The organism is Streptomyces profundus, from assembly GCF_020740535.1.
Taxonomy (GTDB): Bacteria; Actinomycetota; Actinomycetes; order Streptomycetales; family Streptomycetaceae; genus Streptomyces; species Streptomyces profundus.
This window is the reverse complement of the sequence record NZ_CP082362.1, coordinates 6,621,195-6,640,378: the sequence shown is the minus strand read 5'-3', so window position 1 is coordinate 6,640,378 and position 19,184 is coordinate 6,621,195. Positions and strand designations below refer to the sequence as shown.

Sequence of the window (19,184 nt, the reverse complement as noted above, 5' to 3'; positions counted from 1 at the left end):
CGACGCCCCACTCGTACGGCTCTCCCAGGGCAGGTGAGACATGACCGAGGTCCAGCTCGACCGGTCCAACCGCTTTCTGCTGATATCCGCCAAACCCGCCCCCAACGGGGGGCTGCACCTGGGGCATCTGGCCGGCCCCTATCTCCGCCAGGACATGCTCCGCCGCCACTACCTCTCCCGGGGCGCCTCGGTCACGGTGGTCGGCGGCACCGATCCGATCGACTCGTTCATCGCGCTGCGCGCCGCGCAGGACGGTCGGACTCCCGACGAGGTGGCACACGACTGCTTCGCGCGGATACGGGCCGACTTCGCCGCGCACGACATCGTGTACGACGCGTTCATCGACCCGCTCTCACCCCGGTGGCGGGAGCGCTACACCGCCTCGTTCGCCGAGGTGCTGGCGCGGGCGAGGGCGAACGGACGGCTCCTGACCCAGAGCGCCCCGTTCCCCTTCCGCGGGGCGGGCGGGCCCGGCGCTTCGGGAGCCTGGCTGTGCGGGGAGTGTCCCGACTGCGGGGCCGGGGTCTCCGGCTACTTCTGCGAGGACTGCGGGGCGCACTTCGAGCCTTCGCTGGTCCGCGCGCCCCGACTGCGCTTCCCCGACCGGGAGTTGGTCTTCCAGCCGGAGTCGGACCACTTCTTCGACATATCCGATCCCGAAGCCCGACTCGCGTCGCTGGCCCTGCTGGGGGTTCCCGGGGAGCTGCGGGCCGTGGTCGCCCGGCACTTCGGGGCCGGGCGCACCCGCATCCGGATGAGCGAGCCGTCGGACTGGGGCGTGCCGCTGGAGCCGGGATCCCGGCAACGCTACTTCGGGCACGGCCTCCTCTACGCGTACTGCCGTCTCCTGGGCGACCTCCACCGGGAGCTGACCGGCGACATGGGCCACCCCTTCGACGCGGGCTCCCCCGTCACCAGCGTGAACCTCTTCGGCATCGACAACACCGTCTCGCACATGGTGAACATCCAGGCCGTCGGTGAGGAGGTGGCCGGCTGGAAGGGGTTCGACGGATTCGTGGTGAACCGGTTCCTGAGCCTGGAGGGACGCAAGATCTCCACCAGCGCCCGGCACCTGATCGCGGCGGCCGACCTGACCGACGGCTGCGGGCTGGAGAGCGACGGCGTCCGCTTCACCCTCGCCACGATGAGCCCGACCCACGCCGAAGTCGACCTGAGTACGGAGGAGTTCGCCCGGATCTACAACGAGGTCTTCCGCACCGAGCTCTGCCGGGTGGTGGCGGCGGCGACAACCGAGCTGGCGGACACGCCCGCCTCCGCCCCAACGCCAGGGGTCACGGAGCGCTTCGAGGGCGTCTTCCGCCGGGTCTGCGCCGGCCACCGCTTCGCCCGGTACGACCCGGCCGAGCAGGTGGCGACCGTGCGGGCCTGGCTCGCCACGCCTCCGCCGGCGGGCAGCCCCGACCGGTACGGCTGGCTCAAGGCACTGGCCCTGCTGCTGTATCCGATCGCCCCCAGGATCGCCGGGTGGATGTGGCGCTCGCTCGGCGCCGAAGGCGATCCCCGGTACGCCGCGTTCCGACTCCCGGCCCGGCCACGTCCCCAGGGACCGCCGCCGATCCCCGACCCGGCGAGAGCGGCGCTGCTTCGCGCCGCGATCCCGGAGACCAGCACCCCCTGACGCCCGTCCAGGACGGGACCCACCCCGCACCGTGTCCGCGTGACACCACACCGCATCGAGGAGAGCCATGCTCAACCGCTTCCCGTTCCTGCCGCCGGAGTCCAGCCGCCCCGGAGTCCAGATCAGCGAGGCGGACTTCTCCGCCTTCGGCGCCGGCCGCGTCCCCTTCTCGGGGGGCCGCTTCACCCTGGAGCCCGGCGCCACCTCACGCCCCGACACCCATCAGGTCTCCGAGTGCTGGATGATCGCCCAGGGCTCGGGGACGGTGACCTACGACGGAACCGAACACGCCGTGTCCACCGGCGACTACCTCTTCTTCGAGCCCCAGAAGACCCACTTCGCGCACAACGACGGATCGGAGGTCCTGGCGATCCACACCGTGTGGTGGCTGGAACAGGATTGACTTCCTCCCCCTCGTGAACGGGGGGGTCCTACGGCTCGCGCCGTGGGGTTCTCCGCTTCGTCGCCGACTGCCCGCCCGGAGTACTCCGTTGAGGTCCTACACCAGCTCCACCGACAGACACCGTCAGCCCGACGGCCAGCAGGTTGCGCGCCGCGTTCACGTCCCGGTCGTGCGCCGTCCCGCAGCCGCCGCACGTCCAGACGCGGACGTGCGGCGGCATCCCGCTCCGCACGGCGCCGCAGGTCGAGCACAGCTTGGAGGAGGGGAAGAAGCGGTCGACCGCGATCACTTCCCGCCCATACCAGGCGGCTTTGTTCCGCACCGACAGGTCCTCGATCACGATCGTTTGGTGTTCACGAACGAGTCGAAGCGGCTGAATGGTCGGGTCCTCGACCAGCAGGGACACGTACCAGCGTCCGGCCGCGTCCTGGGAGACGGTCACCGTGGACGGCGACGCCCCCTCGGGCAGCGGACGCGACCACACGATATCCAGCGGCTCCGCCATCTTCGCCAAGGTCAGCCCGCCATCCCGGAACCGGAACGCGGACGCGGTGTACTCCGCCGAACTCCGCGACCGCTTCCGCGACTTGAAACGCGCGCCGGCAGTTGGTGGCGGGTGCCGGTCCGCCCCGACGGCGCACCGGCTCTCCCCGCCCTGCTCCGCAGGAGCTTCGTTTCCTCCTCGGGCTGTAGCCGGGGGTATCCACGAAGGAGTCCCGATGAGCGGCCCCCTCCCCGCCCCGGCCTACGACAGCGCGGTCGTGGGCGCCGGCATCCTCGGCTGTCTGCTCGCCCACCGGCTGGCCGCGACCGGCCGCAGGGTCGCCCTGCTGGACCGCCGCGCGGTCGGCTCCGGGTGCAGCGCCCACGCCGGCGCCATCGCCTCGCCGCTCGCGCGCGGCGAACGGCTGCGCGCCATGTCCGCGCGGAGCCGGAGGTGGTACGAGGAGTACCGACGAAGCGGCCAGCGGGCCCCGATCCGCTCGTTGCCGGTGCTCTTCCTGTGCGCCGAGGGCCGGCAGGCGGCGCTGCGCGAGCGGTGCACCCAGCCGCTGGCCCCGGCGCGCGCCTCGGCGCTCCCCGCGTGGATCGCCAGGCCAGGACCAGGTGTCGTGCTCGGCGGCCCGACCGCGCTGCACGCCCAGGTCACGGATCTGTGCCGGATGTTGAGCACCGGCTCGGGCATCGACGTGTACGAGTGCGCCCCGGTTCGGCGTTGGCACGGCACGCCGGGCGCCTTCGCGGTGGAGCTCTCCGACGGACGCGCCCTGCACACCGGGGAGTTGGCCCTGGCCAAGGGCGCCTGGCTCGCGTCCGTTGACCTGCCGGCCGGCCCGGTCGATCCGCCGCGCACCAAGAAGATCGTCTCGTACACGCTTGCGCTGCCCGCCTCGCCGGCCGACTCGCTGGTCTACCTCCCCGACCACGACGCCTTCCTGTTGCCCCGCCCCGAGCGGGCGCAGTGGTGGCTGAGCATCACCTCCCGGGAGTGGGGCTGCCGGCCCCAGGACGACCCGGCCGCCTCCCCCGAGGATCTTCGGACCGCGCGCGAGGTGCTGAGGACGTACGCGCCCTCGGCGCTTCCCGCGCTGCGCGGAGGCAGCGTGCACTGCGACTCCTACAGTGCCGACGGGGGGCCGCTCGTCGCCGCTCCGCCGGGCCGCCCCGTGGTCGTCCACGGTGGCTCGGGCAGCGGCTTCCGCTACGCGCCGGCCACGGCCGACGCGGTGCTCGACGCGCTCGACGCGCGGCCGGAGCGCGCCTCATGACGCTTCGCCCCGCCTCCCTGACCGAGGCCCCGGTGCTGCGGAGCATCGCGGGGGCCGGTCTGGCCAACCTGCTGGCCTCGGTCGTCCTCGTCGGGCGCAACCTCCTCGACGGCTACTACGCGGCTCGGGTCTCCACCGACGCGCTCGCCTCCTTCACCCTGGTCATCCCCGTCATCCTGCTGCTCATCGGCCTCAGTCAGGGAGTGAGCGTCGCGGCCGGCAACGTGCTCTCCACCCGCACCGGAGCCGGAACGCCGCCGTCCGCCTCCTTCGTCAGGCACGCGGCCCTGGTCGCGCTCGGCGCTGGCTGCGCCATCGCCGCGCTGCTCGCCGTGGTCGCCCCGGCGGCCATGGGCCTGTACCAGGCGACGCCCGACGTGCTCGACCGGGCCGTGACCCTGGCCCTCTGGATCGTCGCCGGCGTGCCGGTGCTCTTCCTCTACGGCGTCTCGACCGCGCTGCTGCGGGCGCTGGGCGACGCCGCCGGCGCGGCGAAGGCAGCGACCACCGGCCTGTTGGGCGGCGTGGCGGCCACCCCGCTGCTGGTGTTCGCCCTGCCGCCCTTTCCCTCCGACCCCCTGATCGGCATCGCCCTCGGGCTCCAGCTCGGCTACGCGACGACCACCGTGCTGGTCGCGCTGCGGCTGCGGCGCCACGGGCTGCTGGGCGGCCGGGTGGAGCGCGCCGCGTTGCGCCGGGACCTGGCGGACTTCGCCCGGCTCGGCGTGCCGGTCACCCTGACCAACCTCGTCACCCTCGGCGCCGCGTTCGTCGTGACGGGAGTGATGGCGAACGCGGGGAAGGAGACCACCGCCGCCTACGGCGTGGTCTCCCGGGTCGACCAGTTCGCGCTGATCGTGGTGAACAGCGTCATCCTCGCGCTCGTTCCGTTCGTCGGGCAGAACTTCGGTGCCGGCCTGCGGGACCGGGTGCGCGCGGGGGTCATGTCGGCGCTGGCCCTGATGCTGGGCTGCTGGGCGCTGCTCGGTACGGTGCTGGCGCTCGCGGCGCCCCGCGTCGCCGAGCTGTTCGACCTGCCGGCGGACGCGGCCCAGATCGCCACCGGCTGGCTGCGGCTGTCAGCCCTGGCGTTCTTCTTCCAGGGCGTCGCGATGACCACCATCGCCCTGCTCCAGGTGCTCGGCAGGCCACGGCTCGCGCTGGCCTGCAACGCCGTGCAGCTCTACGCCCTCCTGCTGCCCTGGCTGCTGTTCCTGGCACGCGACGACGACCCGGCCGTGCTGTACCGGGCGATCGCCGGGTCACAGGTCGTCACCGGCACCGTGTTCCTGCTGGCCGGGTGCTGGCTGGTCCATCGGTGGAGCAGACAGCCGAAGATGTCGGAAGAGTTGGAGACCACGAGTGTCGCAGAGGCCTGAACCGTCCCCAGGGCCCGAGGGCGGACCGCTCTCCGGCATCACGATCGTCGATCTGACCCGCGTGCTGGCCGGCCCGTACTGCACGATGATCCTCGCGGACCACGGCGCCAGGGTGATCAAGGTGGAGCGCCCGCCGAACGGTGACGACGCCCGGAGCTACGGCCCGCACGCCCGTGGCCGCTCCGCCTACTTCGGCTCCGTCAACCGCAACAAGGAGAGCATCGCTCTCGATCTGCGCTCGGCCCAGGACCGGGAGATCTTCGAGCGACTCCTCGGCGAGGCCGACGTCCTCACCGAGAACTTCCGGCCCGGCACCATGGAGCGGCTCGGCTACGGCTGGCCCGAACTGCACCGGCGCTTCCCGTCCCTGGTCTACGGCAGCGTGAGTGGATTCGGCAGGACCGGCAGCCCGCATCGGGACCGTCCCGCCTACGACATGGTGGTGCAGGGCATGTCCGGCATGATGTCGGTGACCGGTCAGCCGGGCGGTCCCCCGACCCGGGTCGGGGTGAGCGTCGGGGATCTGGCCGCTGGGCTCTTCCTGACGATCGGCGTCACGATGTCCCTGCTGCGGCGGGCCCGCACCGGCATCGGCAACCAGGTCGACATCGCCATGCTGGACTGCCAGTTGGCCCTGCTCTAATACTCGATCGGGCGTCACCTGGCGACCGGCGAGGTCCCGGGCCCGGTGGGCACCTACCGCCCGGGGGTGCCGCCGCCGTTCGGCTCCTTCCGCACCCGCGACGGATACCTGGTGATCGCCGCGGGCAACGACAAGCTGTTCGGCGCGCTGTGCACGGCGCTTGACAGGCCCGACCTGGCCCAGGACGAGCGCTTCGTGCGCGGTGAGTCGCGCAAGGACGACGAGGCGGCGTTGCGGCGCGAGATCGAGGCGACCCTCGCCGGCCATACCACCGCGCACTGGTGCGACGTCCTGGGCACGGCCGGTGTCCCGTTCGGCACCGTCAACACGGTCGACGCGATGCTCGCCGACCCGCATGTCGCCGGCCGCTCGATGCTGGTCGAGGCCGGCGAGGGCGCCGCGCTGCCGCAGGCGGTGGGCACCCCGATCAAGTTCTCCGACATTCCGGACCTGACCCGCGTCAGGGCGGCACCCGAACTCGATCAGGACCGGGCACGCATACTGGCGGAGCTCGCCACCCGCGCCGGGGACCACGCGGGTGACGGTTCATGACCGGCACCCCGCTGTGGGCGGAACGGCCCTGGCGTCCCCGCGCCGACACGCCGCCCCGCCGCACCGGAGCGCTCGTCGTGGGAGGTGGCCTCACCGGTCTCGTGGCGGCCGTCGACCTGCTGGACCGGGGCGTGGAGGTCACGGTGCTGGAGGCGCGGGCGGCGGGCGAGGGGGCCTCCGGGCGGGCGTTCGGCTCTATCGCCCTGGGCTGCACCGCGACGCCGGCGGCCCTGGCCGAACGCCACGGCGAGCGGCGGGCGCGCGCGATCTGGCGGGAGTCGTCGGACTCCGCCCGGGCCTTCACCGACTATGTCGCCGAACTGGACGTGGCGGTCGAGCAGCACCGCGCCGGCCACGTCCGGGTGGCGGTACACCGGGGCCAGGAGGCGGACGTCCGCGCGCAGTACCACCTCTGGCGTCGGCTGCTGCCGCACGAGGAGATTCGCCTGGCCGGGCGGGAGGAGTTGGCCGCCGAGTTCCCCGGGGCCGGGTTCCGGCTGGGCGTGCTGGACGAGGGCTCCTCCACGGTGAACCCGTACCGGCTGCTCGGGGAGTTGGTCGCCCGCTTCCAGCGGCGGGGCGGCCGGTTCGTCCCCCACACCCCCGTGGCCCGCGTCCGACGTCGCGGCGGTTCCTTCGCCGTCCGCCACGGGGCCGGCGAGACGACGGCCGACCGGGTGCTGGTGGCCACGGACGGGTACACCGACGGCCTGGTGCCGTGGCTCGGGCGGCGGGTGTATCCGGTGGGCAGCTACATGATCGCCACGGCGCCGCTGCCGTCGGCGCTGCGGTCCGCGTTCAGCCGACGGACCGTCACCACGGCCCACGCGCGCAAGAACTACTTCCGGGTCACCGGCGAGGGTCGCCTGGTCTACGGCGGCCGGCTTGACCTGTCCACGGGAACGCCGCCCGCGCGGATCCGGGCGCGGCTGCGCGCGTCGGTGGTCCGCCGCTTCCCGGCCCTGGCGGATGTCGAGATCACCCACTCCTGGGGCGGCCGGCTCGGCTTCACCTTCGACCAGGTCCCGCATCTGGGGGTCAGCGACGGGATCCACTACGCGGTCGGCTACTGCGGCCGGGGGCTGCCGATGTCGGTCCTGCTCGGGCGGCTGATGGCCCGGCGGGCACTCGGCGAACCGGCCCCCTCGGCCTTCGGCGACGGCCCGTTCCCGCCGCGCTGGCACTATCGCGGAGTTCCGTGGTTCCGTCCGCTGGTCGCGGCGGGACACCGCGCGCGGGATCTGCGGGACCTGGCCCGCCGTAGCGGGGGCTGAGCCGCCACCGCCTTTCCGGGCGGCGGGGCGGCGCCGCTGTCGCGAGCACCGGTCCGGGGGATCGGCGCCGGCCGGCGGTCTGGCGTCGCTGTCCAGGTCCGTCGGCATCCCCTCGCTCTCGGGCGACGAACGGGAGTTGGCCGTCCATCCGCGCGAGTGGTGCCGGCGGCGCGGCATCGAAGCGGGGACCGGCGCGGTGACGCCAACTCGGAACGCCTTGGCGGGAGTCGAGCGGCTGGACCGGTTCCGCCCGTTCCGCGAGGGCCTCGCCGAGCGCCGGGCCAGGAGCTGTCCGGACGTCGACCTGCTCATCGGGGATGTCGCGCGCGCCCTGGGCGCGGGGGTCACTCCAGGACGCCGCGCTCTATCCGGTCGAGGCGGTCCGTGATGTCGGCGAGGCGGGACCGCAACCAGGCGTCCTCGGAGTCGCGTTCCAGCCTGATGCGGCCGAAGGAGACCCCGAAGTAGAGGGCGGAGAGCACGGCCGGGGTCACGGTGTCGGCCACGCCCGAGCGGCGCATCGCCTCGCCGGCGGGACCGGCGTCGAGGATGAGGCCGAGGAGCAGATGGCTGGCGGTGGTGAGATCGGAGCCGTGCTCGGTCGCCTGGTCGGCGCCCCTGGTGAGCGCCGTCCTGGTCCCGGCGGACAGGCCCGGCTGGGAGGCCCCGGCGGGACGTCTGGCCGGCGGCACCGCCGTGGCCTCGGCGCGGTGCGTCGCGGCGGCGTGCTCCAGCGCCTCACCGATGAGCGCGCGCGGGAAGCCGAGCCGCTCGACGGTGGTGAGGGCGACGCTCTCGCCCTCGTCGAGCATCGCCTGGAGCACGTCGGCGGTGTCCACCTCGGCGGACCCCCTGGCCGTGGCGGCCTCGTACGACTGACGCAGGATCAGCGCCACATGGTGGTTGGGCGGGGGTGTCAGGGCGAGGGGTTCGAGCAGGGCGGAGTCGCTCGCCCCCCACTCGGCCGCGGCGCCGACGGTCTCCAGCGCCTGGGTGAGCGCGATCTGGCAGATGCGCGAGATCGGGAGCCTCGCCTCGCGCACGCGGTCGGCCAGGCCGTCGGGCAGATAGACGTTGATCTTGGGCACGGAGGCATCCTGTCACGGACCCGGGGCCGACGGGAGGGGACTTGAAGGGGTTATACCCCTGGGGTTATAGTCCCCCCATGTTCGCGTTGCTGACCGCTCGTCGCGCCGTTGACTACGGCCGTGTCGCCAGCGCGCTGTGTCGCGGTCGCTGACCTTCTCCGGATCTCCTCCTCAGCCGCGCCGCGCCGCGCCCGGGCCCCTCGCCCTGGGCCGCGCCGCGCCGTGGCACCACGAGACAAGGCTGCGACGCGATGACCACAACCCCCTTCTCCCCTGACGGCACCGAACCCTTCGGCGCCGACGAACTGCGGGCCGCCAGGACCGAACTCAGCACGGCGGTCAACCGGCTCTTCGCCAACTCGGTGATGTCCGCCAGCGGGCACGGCAACGTCAGTGTCCGGCTGCCGGGACACGACGACCTGCTCGCGGTCAACGCGGGCGAACTGCTGCGGCCCTGGCCGGCGGACGACCCGAGGGTCGCCGTGCCGGGCCTGCGCACGGTCAACGACGAGGTGGTCGTGGTGAACCTCGACGGCGAGGTGCTGCACGGACTGCCCAGCCCGTCCGTGGCCGCGATCCTGAAGATGCACGTCGGCGTCTACCGGACCCGGCCGGACGTCACCGCCGTCATCCACACCCACTCGCCCCACGCCACCAGTTACGCGCTGGCCTCGGTCGCCCTGCCGGCCAGGTACGAGGCGTTGCTCGTGCACGGCCAGAACGTCGACGTGCCCGTCGCGCCATGGGCCCCGCGGGGCACCCGCGAGGCGGTGGCCGCCATCGCCGACACCTTCCGGGCCCATCCGGAGACCTATGGCGTGCTGCTGGGCAACCACGGCCTGCTCGTCGCCGGTGACACGGCCGTGCACGCGGCGACGCTGGTGACCGCGATCGAGGAGGCGGCCGTCTCCAGCATCGGCGCGCTGCCCCTCGGCGGGCCCGTCCCCTTCCCCGCGTACGCGCGCGACCTCGACCTGCGCCTCCGCTTCTAGGGTCCGCCGGCGGCCCCGGCTCTGGTTCCGCGCCCGGCTCCCCCGGCCGCGCCCCCGTCAACCCCCCGTGAACGCGGGCCCGTTCGCGCCCCCCTTCTTCTCCTCCGACGTCCCCTGACTTCCCCTGTTCTCCCCTGACGTGATCTGGTCTTCCCGGAAAGTGAGCACCGCCATGTCCCCTGCCGCCCCCTCCCGAAGCCGTCCCCGGCACCTTCGGCGCCGTCTGGTCGCGGCGACCACCGCTCTCCTGCTCGGCGGTGTGCTGGTCGCCTGCGGAGACGACGCGTCCTCGACCGACGAGGCCGGCCCGGACGAGGACGGTCTCACCACCATCACGCTCGCCTCGGCTCCGCTCGGCCACCTCGCCCCGATCCACCTGGCCCAGGAGCACGGCATCTTCGCCGAGCACGGGCTGAACGTCGAGGTGGACACCGAGAACTCCGAGCTCACCTCGGTCCCCTCCGTGCTGGCCGACCGGGTGGACTTCGCCACCGGCGACCTCACCACGCTGATCGTCGCCCGCTCCAAGGGACTTGACGTCAAGGCCGTCGTGCCCGCCTCGGCCTCGACCGGCGTGCCCGGCGAGGACTACGGCGCGCTGGTCGTCGACGGCGACTCCGGCATCACCCGGCCCAGCCAGCTGGAGGGCAGGACGGTGTCCGTCAACATCCTCACCAACATCGCCGCCGCCGCGGCACGCGAGGCCGTCGCCGCCGACGGCGGCGACCCCGAGGCGGTGGAACTGGTCGAACTGCCCTTCCCGCAGGTGCCAGCCGCCATCAGCACCGGGCGGGTCGACGGGGCCTGGGTGGTCGAGCCGTTCCTCTCCGCGGCCCAGGCCGAGGGCGCCGTGCCCATCGGCTGGGGCTTCACCGACCTGGCCGAGGACCTCACCGTCTCCTCCTGGTACACCTCCGGGACGTTCGCCGAGCAGAATCCGGAGACCGTCGAGGCGTTCCGCGACGCCGTGCGCGAGGCGTACGCCTACGCCCGCGACAACGAGGACGAGGTCCGCGAGATCATCCCCACGTTCACCGACATCAGCCCCGAGGTGGCCGAGTCGATCACCATCACCGGGTGGCGCGACGAGGTCAGCCGCGCGGCGGCGGAGAAGCTCGTCGGCTACGCGCTGCGGGACGGACTCATCACCGAGGAGCCCGATCTCGACGAGCTGATCCTGCCGTGAGCGCCGGCCCCGGGACGGTCCGGTGGCCCCGGCACGACAATCGTCTCCTCGGACCCGTCGGGCTGGTGGGCACCGCCATCCTGTACGAGGTGGTGGCCAGGGTGTTCTTCGACCCCCGGCACGTTCCCCCGCTGAGCGACACCCTGCCGGAGGCCGTCGGCCTGCTGGGCGACCCGGTGTTCTGGACGGCTACCTGGCGCACCCTGCTCGCGGCCGGCACCGGCGTCGGGATCGCGGCCGTGGCCGGGATCGGTCTGGGCTTCGGCATCGGCTCCGTGCCCCGGCTGCTGCGGGTCGTGTCCTCCACGCTGGACTTCCTGCGGCCCATCCCCTCGATCGTGCTGATCCCCGCGCTCGTCTTCCTGCTGGACATCACCCAGATCACCGTGCTGCTCGTCGCGGTCTCCTGCTTCTGGATCGTGGTGTTCCAGGTGCTCTACGGGGTGCGCGACGTGGACCCCGTCGCCATGGAGACCGCCCGCTGCTTCCGGATGGGCCGGCTGGCCAGGACCGTCCACGTCACCTGGCCGACGGTCCTGCCCTACCTCGGCACGGCGCTGCGCCTGGTAGTCTCCGTGGCCCTCGCGCTCGCCCTCACCGGGGGGCTGGTGATGGGCGCGGCCGGCCTGGGCGAGCTGATCTGGCGCAGCCAGGAGGCCGGCGACGTCACCGGGATGTACGCCCTGGTGCTGCTGACCGGTGGCCTCGGCGTCGGCCTCGACCTGTTGGCGCGGCTGGCCGAACGACGGCTGCTGCACTGGCATGTCGCCACCCGGCCGGAGGCCGCCCGATGAGCGGCCGGGGCCGGACGGCGCTGCGGGGCCTGGCCGCGCTGGGCGCCGCGCTCGGCCTGCCGCTGGCGCTACTGGCGCTGTGGTGGGTCGCCAGCGAGGACAGCACCCATGTCTATCTGCCGCCGCTGCGCGACATCCTGGAGGCGTTCGGCCGGGTCTGGTTCTCGGAGACGTTCGTCGGCGATGTCGTCCCGAGCCTGCGGCGGTTGGGCATCGGCCTGGGCATCGCGTTCGTGCTCGGCGTCACCGGCGGCTACCTGCTGGGGCGTTCGCCGCTGCTGCGGGGGTTGGCGAGCCCCGCGCTCGCCTACGCGCGGGCGCTGCCGCCCCCGGTGATCATCCCCGTGCTGCTGGTGGCCGTCGGCATCGGCGAGACCACGAAGATCGTCGTGATCGCCCTCGGCGCGCTCTGGCCGATCCTGCTCAACACCTGCGACGGCGTCCGCGATGTCGACGAGGTGGCCCGGGAGACGGCGGCGGCCTACCGGCTGACGGGCTGGACGAGGCGCCGGCTGGTGCTGCGGGCCGCCAGCCCCCGCGTCTTCGCCGGCCTGCGGCAGGCGCTCGGCCTCGCGATCATCCTCATGGTGGTCAGCGAGATGCTGATGAGCACCGACGGTCTCGGCTTCACCATCGTGCAGTTCCAACGGTCGTTCGCCCTGCCGGAGATGTGGAGCGGCGTCCTGCTGCTCGGCGTTCTCGGCTTTGTCCTCGCCAAGCTCCTGGAGCTGGTCGAGCGGCACGCGCTGCGCTGGCACAGGGGGATGACCGGACGTCAGGAGAGCTCGACATGACCGACCAGACCACCACCACGGACACCACCGACATCGCCGACACCGCCGACCTGGCGGGGGGCGAGGGCGCGCTGCTGCGGGTCGTCGGCCTCGGCCGGACCTACCGGGCCAGGGAGCGCACCGTGGAGGCGCTGGCCGGGATCGATCTGGCGGTGCGCGAGGGCGAGTTCGTCTCCGTCGTCGGCGCCTCGGGCGGCGGCAAGACCACCCTGCTGAAGATCGTCGCCGGGCTGCTGGCGCCCACCGCGGGTGAGGTGGTCATCGACGGCCGCCCGGTCGACGGGCCGCCCGAGGAGATGGGCGTCGTCTTCCAGGAGTACGGCCGCAGCCTCTTCGCCTGGAAGACCGTCAGGGCCAATGTGGAGCTTCCCCTGCGGCAGCGGCGGCTGTCCAGGGCGGAACGCCGGGAACGGGTGACCGAGGCGCTGGACGCCGTCGGCCTGGCCGACACCGGGGACGCCTACCCGTGGCAGCTGTCCGGGGGGATGCAGCAACGGGTGGCCATCGCACGGGCGTTGGCCGTCCGGCCCCGGCTGCTGCTGATGGACGAGCCGTTCTCCGCGGTCGACGCCCAGACCAGGGGCGATCTGGAGGACCTGCTGGCCGGCCTGTGGCGGCGCTACGCCTTCACCGTGCTGTTCGTCACCCACGACATCGACGAGGCGGTCTACCTCGGCCAGCGGGTGGTGGTCCTCGGCCGGGCCCCCGCCGGGATCGAGGCCGAGATCGCCGTCGACCTGCCGGGCCCCCGCGACCAGCTGACCACCCGCTCCGACCCCCGGTTCGCCGAGCTGCGGGCCCGGGTGTACGAACGCATCCGCCGCTCCCGGCCGCCGGGCGGCCCCCACGAGAACCGACAGGAGAACGCGCGCTCATGAACACACCCGCTGACAGGACGGCCGGCACGGGACCGCGTTGGGTGGACACGGGCGGGGGCACCGGGCCGCTGTGGTCCTTCCCCGTGGGCGACATCCGGGTCCACCCCATCCGGGAGGTGGACTACCTGCCGCTGCCGACGGACTTCTTCCCCCAGCTGGAGACCGAGTCCTGGACGGAGGGCGCCTTCTACACCCGGGAGCCCTTCACCCGCGACGGCCGCATCGTCCTCAACCAGGAGGCGCACCTGCTGGTGACCGCCGACCGGCGCATCCTCATCGACGCCGGGGGCGGAAACGGCAAGCGGCGCAACGGCGGGGTCTTCGACCGTGCCGACCGCCCGTTCCTCGAACAGTTCGCCCGCGCCGGCGTGGCGCTCGACGAGGTCGACACCGTGGTCTTCACCCATCTCCACGTCGACCATGTCGGCTTCGCGACCAGCGCCGACGGCGCCGGCGGCTGGCGTCCGACCTTCCCCAACGCCCGCTATCTGCTGGCGGAGGAGGAGTTCGCCTGGTGGACGGGGACCGAGGGCACCCGTCAGCTGGAGCGCACCGGCGACTACCTGGCCGACAGCATCCTGCCGCTGCGCGCCGCCGGAGTGCTGGACCTGGTGCCGGCCGACCACGAGGTCGCGCCGGGCATCCGGTTGGTGCCGGCGTTCGGTCACACCCCGGGCAACGTCTATGTCGAGGTGACCTCGGCCGGCACCAGGGCCCTGTTCGCCGGCGACATGCTGCACCACGGCGTGCAGTTGGAGCGGCCGGAGTGGAACATCCGCTACTGCGTGCTGCCAGGCGACTCGGCCGCGCAGCGGCGCGCGCTGCTGGAACGGGTGGCCGACAGCGGCGACCTGCTGGTCCCGACGCACTTCCCCTTCCCGTCGGCCGGCCATGTCAGCAGGGCCGGACGCGGGTTCACCTACTCCTTCATCGACGTCTGACGCGGGTGAAGGAGCCCGTGCGCCGCTACCTGGCCGACTTCCACACCCACCACGCGAACCCCCGGCTGCCGGCGCTGCCCCCGTCCCACTCCGCGGCCTCGCTGGCCAAGCGGTGGGACGGACTCGCCCGCCGCATCGCCGATCTCGACGATCTGCTCGCCGAGACCGGCCGCCACGACATCGACCTGAGGGTGCTGAGCGCGCCCCCCTCGCTGGTGACCCCCGCGGGGCGTCGGACCACCCCGGCCGAACTGCGGCTGCTCAACGACCATCTGGCGGCGGTCGCCGCCGAGGTGCCGGAGCGGGTGACCGGGCTGGCCACCGTCGACGCGTTCGCCGGCGACTCGGCCGCCGACGAGGTGGTGCGCGCCGTCCGCGATCTCGGGTTGCCCGGCATCGTCGTCGACTGCGCGACCGAGAGCCAGTTGCTCGGCGCGCCCGCCGCCCGCCCCACCCTGGAGGCAGCGGCCGAGTTGGGCGTGCCCGTCCTCGTCCACCCGGTCAGCACCAGGACGCTGTCGCTGCCCCTGGCCGGGCTCGGCAGGTTCGGCACCTCGCTGGCGCGCGGCACGGCCAACGCCGCGGCCCTGCTGTCCCTGCTGACCGACGGCGTGCTGACCGAACTCCCCGGCCTGCACGTGGTCTTCCCCATGCTCGGCATCGCCGGGCTCGCCCTGGCCGCCGCCGCCGACGAGGGCGAGATCCTCACCTCCGGCGCACCCGGGCGGGACCGCGCCCATGTCTATCTGGACACCATGGGCTTCGCCCCGGCCTCGATCCGCTTCGCGACCGAGGTCCTGGGCGCCGACCACGTCCTGATGGGCAGCGACTGGCCGATCGGCGCCAGGTCGGCCAGCAGGGAACGGGTGGAGGCGGCGCTGGGCGCCGCCGGCCTCACCGCGGCCCAGTCCGATCTGGTCGCCGGCGGCAACGCCGTGCGCCTGCTTGGCCGTTGACCGCCACCGGCCAGCGCGCGGCCAGCGCTACAGGGTGCCCCTCGCCCAGAAGGGGCAGGACTCGTCGTCCGGCATCTCGTGGCACGGTTGGAAGGCCGGGACCTCCTCGTCGAGGGGGAGCCCGGCGACCACCGGGCTGGCCAGCCAGTACTGTTCGGGCCGGTCGGGGGCGGCCTCGGCGAAGAACGGCTGGTCGCCGTCGCGCAGGATCATCTCGTCGCTGTCGCCCCCCGCGTCCCGATACCGGGCGCGCAGCTCCCACGCGCACGACTGGTCGCGCACCAGGGCCTCGACGCGCAGGCCGCCCGGCTCAAGACCGCCGCCGACGTCGACGCGCCGACGGCTGAAGTACGGCTGGCCCTGGTCGGGCCCGTCGTCGAAGATGAACAGCGTGGGATCGGCTGCCTCCAGGTCGACGACCACGCCCGGGTAGAACGCCTCGCCCTGCGGGGGCACGTCCACGACGGTCCTCCCGGTCGGCGCGTGGCACGAGATGTTCACCGGGGTCATGTCCACGATGCTCAGCTGGGAGGATCGCTCCGACAGCAGCGTCATGGTGAACGTGGTTCCGTCGGCCGGGCCGCGCGGGTCGGATTGGCCGGGCGGCAGCGGGATCGTGGCCACGGGGTAGCGGATCAGCCGGCCGCCCAGGGGGCGAAGGTACTCCCAGACCTCGTCGTACGGCGTCGCCTGGAGCGTCGCCTGTTCCTCCGGAGTCAGGGGCCGGTCCAGAACGACCTTGAACTCGTAGGGCACGGATGTGTCATAGGCGATGGAGTGGGTGAAGGGCTCCTTCTCCTGGTCCAGCCGCCGCTCGGCCTCCTTCTCGGTGCCGATACGGGAGCCGGTGCTCCAGCGTTCGAACCAGAGGATCACCGCGAGGCCGCCCAGGCCGGCCAGGAGCCCCAGCGCGACGACGATCGCCAGGGCGGCGCGCCGGGTGCGCCGGGACGCCCCCCGCCCCTCCGGCAAGTACCGGTCGCCCAGCACATCCCGGATCGACCGCTCGCCCGGCGGTGGTGGGGGACGCGACGGTGGCGGCGGTAAGGGAGGTGAACCCACAAGGAACTCTCAGCCTTCTGCGTCGGGTTGGAGGGCCACGCTCGGTAGTCCGTCGAACTCGAATGGCCCCTCAAGGGTATCGCCGACGCCGGCCCGGGTCCCGGTCCGATGGCCGGGGTTCAGGACTCCGCGTCGACCACCAGGAGGCCGCCCGGGATGCCCGCCTTGTCCGGGGTGTAGTAGTCCCGGATGGCGACCTCACAGGTGGCGGCGGAGATCCGGTCGTCGGCCGAGGGGCCGAAGGCTTCGAAGAGCGCGTCGATCCCGCTCCGCTCGAAGCCGATCGCGGTCATCAGCACCACGAACTCGCCGCGCCCGACGAGCCCTTGGCCCTCCGGATCGCCCAGCACGCTCAGCGCCCTGGCGAACTCGCCGACCGTCTCGTCGAACCGCTCGGGGGAGAGCTTACTGTGGGCCATGCGGCAGGGCATGGCAGGAAAGAACGAAGCGCCGGCCCACACCCGAGAGCCCAGGACCACCGCCCGACAACTATGAGACGCGGCGGGGGTGTTGGGCAGGAGACAGCGCGGGCTCTCATCCGAATGAGGGATCCGACACCACAGGAGCGTGAGAGAGATGACCGGCCCGACAGAGGGCTCTCGGTTCTTCCAGGACCCCTATCCCGTCTATGCCGCGCTGCGCGCCGAAGCCTCCGTGCGGGCGCGTCCCACCCGTTCGCAAGAGGGGCAGCGCTACCTCGTGCTCGGCTACGACGAGGCCCGGCAGGCCCTGGCCGACCCCCGGCTGTCCAAGGATCCGGCGCCCTTCTTCGCCGACCAGCCGCCCCGCGACATCCACCCGGCCGTCTCCCGCAGCATGCTGGCCACCGACCCACCCGCCCACACCCGGCTGCGCAGACTGGTGACCAAGGCGTTCACCACCGGAGCCGTCACCCGACTGCTGCCCCGCATCACGGAGTTGACCCACGAACTGCTGGACCGCTGGCCGCTCGACGGCGACGTCGACTTCGTCGCGAGCCTGGCCACCCCGCTCCCCGTGACCGTGATCTGCGAACTCCTCGGCGTACCACCCGCCGACCGACCCACCCTCCAACGGTGGTCGGGCGACCTCTTCGCCGCCGGCGACCCCGACCGCCACGACGCGGCCTCCCACCAGGTCGCCGACTATATGGCCGACCTCATCGCCACCAAACGCAACCACCCGGGCGACGACCTCCTCGACCACCTGATCGCCATCCGGGACCACGGCGACCACCTGAACGAGGACGAACTCGTCTCCCTCGCCGTCCTGTTGCTCATCGCCGGACACGAGACCACCACCAACTTCCTGGGCAACGCCCTCCTCGCCCTCCTCCAACACCCCCCAGCGCTCGCCCACCTGCGCGACCACCCCGACCAGATCACCCACGCCCTCGACGAACTCCTCCGCTACGACGGCCCCATCAACACCGCGACCTTCCGCCACGCCACCCAGGACATCCCCCTCGGCGACACCACCATCCCCGCCGGCACCGCCGTGCTCGTCTCCCCCGCAGCCGCCAACCACGACCCCCAGCGCTTCCCCCACCCCGACCAACTCGACCTCACCCGCGACCCCACCGGCCACCTCGCCTTCGGCCACGGCATCCACCGCTGCCTCGGCGCCCCCCTCGCCAAAGCCGAAGCAACCATCGCCCTGACCGCGACGCTCACCCGCTTCCCCCACCTCCGCCTCGCCGTCCCACCCGACCAACTCCAGTGGCGCCACACCCGCCTCACCCGCGGCCTCACCACCCTCCCCCTCCACACCTGAACACCAGGCGAGCTCCGTGGGCGGCCCGCCCGACGGCGTCACCCGGCCGAACACATCGCGCGGTCGGCCCCGACGCGGCCCCGCGTCGCCGGTTCCGTCGGCTCAGCCCGGTGTGTCCAGCAGGGTGGTGAGGTAGGTGTCCAGCCGCCGCTCGACGGCCTGGTTCGTCAGGTCCGCTCTCCCCGCCTCCCGCCATGGGCGCGCCACCAGCCGCACCTCCTCCGAGAAGGCCAGCACGTCCCGCACGCGCCAGTAGAGGCGTTCGCTCGCGGACGCGGCCAGCGTCCCGCCGGCCTCCTCGTAGGCCTCGGCGAACCGCGGGCCCCATGCCGGGCCGTGCAGCAGCGCGAGGTTGGTGGAGCAGTGCGCCACATCGAGGTCGGCCGGGCCCCAGGAGGCCCCTGCCCAGTCGACGACGCCGGTGATCCGGGTGTCAGCCGGCGTCGCGGGCGGCACGTCGAAGAGCACGTTGCCCGGCTGGAAGTCCCGGTGCAGGAAGCGTCCTTGGTAGGGCGGCGCCGGCTCGCGGATCATGTCGATCGCCATGGCCCACGCCGCGGCGTCGGCGCCCTTCGGGACCACGACGGTGTCGGCGGTCGTCAACGCCTCATAGGTTCGGGGCCGGTTGGCGGGGCGCACCGCGTGGATCGCCACGAGTTGACGGGCCAGCAGCGGAACGCGCGTCGCCAGTCCCTCGTCCTCGACGGCCGTCCGGCCGGCCAGACGGGTCATCAGGAGCGACGGGTACTCGCACCGCGCTGCGGTCGGGTCAACCGCGACCAGGCAGGGCGCCGGCACGTCTGTGCCCTTGAGCAGGGCCAGGGCGCCGGCCTCCCTGTGCAGCGCGTCCTCGGCGCGCGCCAGGTGGAACGGGTCGACGAAGCTCCGCAGCACCAGGTCACGGTGGCCGCCGTCCGGTGTGCGGATGGTCAGCCGCCGCATCTCGGCGGTGACGCCCCCGTGCAACGCCTCGGCTCCGACGATCCGTTCGCCGGCGGCCAGGTGTCGGCTAGCCCAGGTCAGTGTCAACGGGCGGACGGCCGCCGCCTCATCGTGGTCGGTCACCGTGCCACCTCAGCATC

The 19,184-nt window shown here is 73.1% G+C and carries 16 protein-coding genes and 3 pseudogenes; 14 read left to right on the top strand and 5 right to left on the bottom strand.

Annotation, left to right across the window (positions count from 1 at the left end; all coding sequences use genetic code 11):
* The first annotated feature begins 40 nt into the window (after positions 1–40).
* Complete coding sequence (locus K4G22_RS27880) at positions 41–1,639, top strand: class I tRNA ligase family protein (protein WP_228083229.1); 1,599 nt, start codon at positions 41–43, stop codon at positions 1,637–1,639.
* Positions 1,640–1,706: 67 nt separating this feature from the next.
* The gene (locus K4G22_RS27875) at positions 1,707–2,042 is read left to right on the top strand and encodes a cupin domain-containing protein (RefSeq protein ID WP_228083228.1); all 336 of its coding nucleotides are present in this window, start codon (positions 1,707–1,709) and stop codon (positions 2,040–2,042) included.
* Positions 2,043–2,070: 28 nt separating this feature from the next.
* Here K4G22_RS27875 and K4G22_RS27870 read toward each other — a convergent pair.
* A pseudogene (locus tag K4G22_RS27870) lies at positions 2,071–2,637 on the bottom strand (RNA-guided endonuclease InsQ/TnpB family protein); the annotation flags it as partial.
* 124 nt (positions 2,638–2,761) lie between these two features.
* Between K4G22_RS27870 and K4G22_RS27865 the strand changes: the two are divergent.
* The 4 genes and pseudogenes from K4G22_RS27865 (at position 2,762) to K4G22_RS27850 (ending at position 7,659) form a co-directional block, all read left to right on the top strand.
* Positions 2,762–3,811, top strand: a complete 1,050-nt coding sequence (locus tag K4G22_RS27865; protein WP_228083227.1) for an NAD(P)/FAD-dependent oxidoreductase — start codon at positions 2,762–2,764, stop codon at positions 3,809–3,811.
* Positions 3,808–5,190, top strand: coding sequence for an MATE family efflux transporter (locus K4G22_RS27860; RefSeq protein WP_228083226.1), 1,383 nt, complete (start codon positions 3,808–3,810; stop codon positions 5,188–5,190). The genes K4G22_RS27865 and K4G22_RS27860 overlap by 4 nt, the downstream gene beginning before the upstream one ends.
* A pseudogene (locus K4G22_RS27855) lies at positions 5,174–6,385 on the top strand (CaiB/BaiF CoA transferase family protein). The gene K4G22_RS27860 and the pseudogene K4G22_RS27855 overlap by 17 nt, the downstream one beginning before the upstream one ends.
* The gene (locus tag K4G22_RS27850; RefSeq protein ID WP_228083225.1) at positions 6,382–7,659 is read left to right on the top strand and encodes an NAD(P)/FAD-dependent oxidoreductase; all 1,278 of its coding nucleotides are present in this window, start codon (positions 6,382–6,384) and stop codon (positions 7,657–7,659) included. Before K4G22_RS27855 ends, K4G22_RS27850 begins: the two are co-directional and overlap by 4 nt.
* 344 nt (positions 7,660–8,003) lie before the next feature.
* Here K4G22_RS27850 and K4G22_RS27845 read toward each other — a convergent pair whose 3' ends face one another.
* The gene (locus K4G22_RS27845) at positions 8,004–8,747 is read right to left on the bottom strand and encodes a Clp protease N-terminal domain-containing protein (protein WP_228083224.1); all 744 of its coding nucleotides are present in this window, start codon (positions 8,745–8,747) and stop codon (positions 8,004–8,006) included.
* A 251-nt stretch (positions 8,748–8,998) separates the two neighbouring features.
* Here K4G22_RS27845 and K4G22_RS27840 point away from each other — a divergent pair, with 251 nt between their 5' ends.
* From K4G22_RS27840 to K4G22_RS27810, 7 genes are all read left to right on the top strand, one after another.
* Positions 8,999–9,739: a class II aldolase/adducin family protein gene (locus K4G22_RS27840; RefSeq protein WP_228083223.1), complete on the top strand. Its 741-nt coding sequence runs from the start codon at positions 8,999–9,001 to the stop codon at positions 9,737–9,739.
* Positions 9,740–9,911: 172 nt separating this feature from the next.
* On the top strand, positions 9,912–10,925 hold the full coding sequence (locus tag K4G22_RS27835; protein ID WP_228083222.1) for an ABC transporter substrate-binding protein: 1,014 nt from the start codon (positions 9,912–9,914) through the stop codon (positions 10,923–10,925).
* Positions 10,926–10,990: 65 nt separating this feature from the next.
* A complete protein-coding gene (locus K4G22_RS27830; RefSeq protein ID WP_228083221.1) occupies positions 10,991–11,719 on the top strand; it encodes an ABC transporter permease in 729 nt (242 codons plus the stop codon).
* Positions 11,716–12,513, top strand: a complete 798-nt coding sequence (locus K4G22_RS27825; protein WP_228083220.1) for an ABC transporter permease — start codon at positions 11,716–11,718, stop codon at positions 12,511–12,513. The genes K4G22_RS27830 and K4G22_RS27825 overlap by 4 nt, the downstream gene beginning before the upstream one ends.
* Positions 12,514–12,584: 71 nt before the next feature.
* Positions 12,585–13,391, top strand: coding sequence for an ABC transporter ATP-binding protein (locus K4G22_RS27820; RefSeq protein WP_425336819.1), 807 nt, complete (start codon positions 12,585–12,587; stop codon positions 13,389–13,391).
* A complete protein-coding gene (locus K4G22_RS27815) occupies positions 13,388–14,332 on the top strand; it encodes an MBL fold metallo-hydrolase (protein WP_228083218.1) in 945 nt (314 codons plus the stop codon). Before K4G22_RS27820 ends, K4G22_RS27815 begins: the two co-directional genes overlap by 4 nt.
* 5 nt (positions 14,333–14,337) lie before the next feature.
* Positions 14,338–15,288: an amidohydrolase family protein gene (locus K4G22_RS27810; protein WP_228083217.1), complete on the top strand. Its 951-nt coding sequence runs from the start codon at positions 14,338–14,340 to the stop codon at positions 15,286–15,288.
* 27 nt (positions 15,289–15,315) lie between these two features.
* On the opposite strand, the gene K4G22_RS27805 is transcribed toward K4G22_RS27810, so the two are convergent.
* On the bottom strand, positions 15,316–16,278 hold the full coding sequence (locus K4G22_RS27805) for a hypothetical protein (protein ID WP_228083216.1): 963 nt from the start codon (positions 16,276–16,278) through the stop codon (positions 15,316–15,318).
* A 191-nt stretch (positions 16,279–16,469) separates the two neighbouring features.
* Positions 16,470–16,754 (bottom strand): annotated as a pseudogene (locus tag K4G22_RS27800) (EF-hand domain-containing protein); the annotation flags it as partial.
* Positions 16,755–16,926: 172 nt separating this feature from the next.
* Between K4G22_RS27800 and K4G22_RS27795 the strand changes: the two are divergent.
* On the top strand, positions 16,927–18,102 hold the full coding sequence (locus K4G22_RS27795; protein ID WP_228083215.1) for a cytochrome P450 family protein: 1,176 nt from the start codon (positions 16,927–16,929) through the stop codon (positions 18,100–18,102).
* A gap of 102 nt (positions 18,103–18,204) precedes the next feature.
* Here the strand turns inward: K4G22_RS27795 and K4G22_RS27790 are convergent, their stop codons facing one another.
* On the bottom strand, positions 18,205–19,167 hold the full coding sequence (locus tag K4G22_RS27790; RefSeq protein ID WP_228083214.1) for a phosphotransferase family protein: 963 nt from the start codon (positions 19,165–19,167) through the stop codon (positions 18,205–18,207).
* Between the last annotated feature and the right edge of the window lie 17 nt (positions 19,168–19,184).

Excerpts from the sequence above, each read along its gene's own strand:
- K4G22_RS27840 (WP_228083223.1), top strand. The coding sequence starts at position 8,999 with ATGACCACAACCCCCTTCTCCCCTGACGGCACCGAACCCTTCGGCGCC.
- K4G22_RS27860 (WP_228083226.1), top strand. The coding sequence starts at position 3,808 with ATGACGCTTCGCCCCGCCTCCCTGACCGAGGCCCCGGTGCTGCGGAGC.
- K4G22_RS27815 (WP_228083218.1), top strand. The coding sequence starts at position 13,388 with ATGAACACACCCGCTGACAGGACGGCCGGCACGGGACCGCGTTGGGTG.
- K4G22_RS27835 (WP_228083222.1), top strand. The coding sequence starts at position 9,912 with ATGTCCCCTGCCGCCCCCTCCCGAAGCCGTCCCCGGCACCTTCGGCGC.
- K4G22_RS27880 (WP_228083229.1), top strand. The coding sequence starts at position 41 with ATGACCGAGGTCCAGCTCGACCGGTCCAACCGCTTTCTGCTGATATCC.
- K4G22_RS27850 (WP_228083225.1), top strand. The coding sequence starts at position 6,382 with ATGACCGGCACCCCGCTGTGGGCGGAACGGCCCTGGCGTCCCCGCGCC.
- K4G22_RS27825 (WP_228083220.1), top strand. The coding sequence starts at position 11,716 with ATGAGCGGCCGGGGCCGGACGGCGCTGCGGGGCCTGGCCGCGCTGGGC.
- K4G22_RS27795 (WP_228083215.1), top strand. The coding sequence starts at position 16,927 with ATGACCGGCCCGACAGAGGGCTCTCGGTTCTTCCAGGACCCCTATCCC.
- K4G22_RS27865 (WP_228083227.1), top strand. The coding sequence starts at position 2,762 with ATGAGCGGCCCCCTCCCCGCCCCGGCCTACGACAGCGCGGTCGTGGGC.
- K4G22_RS27875 (WP_228083228.1), top strand. The coding sequence starts at position 1,707 with ATGCTCAACCGCTTCCCGTTCCTGCCGCCGGAGTCCAGCCGCCCCGGA.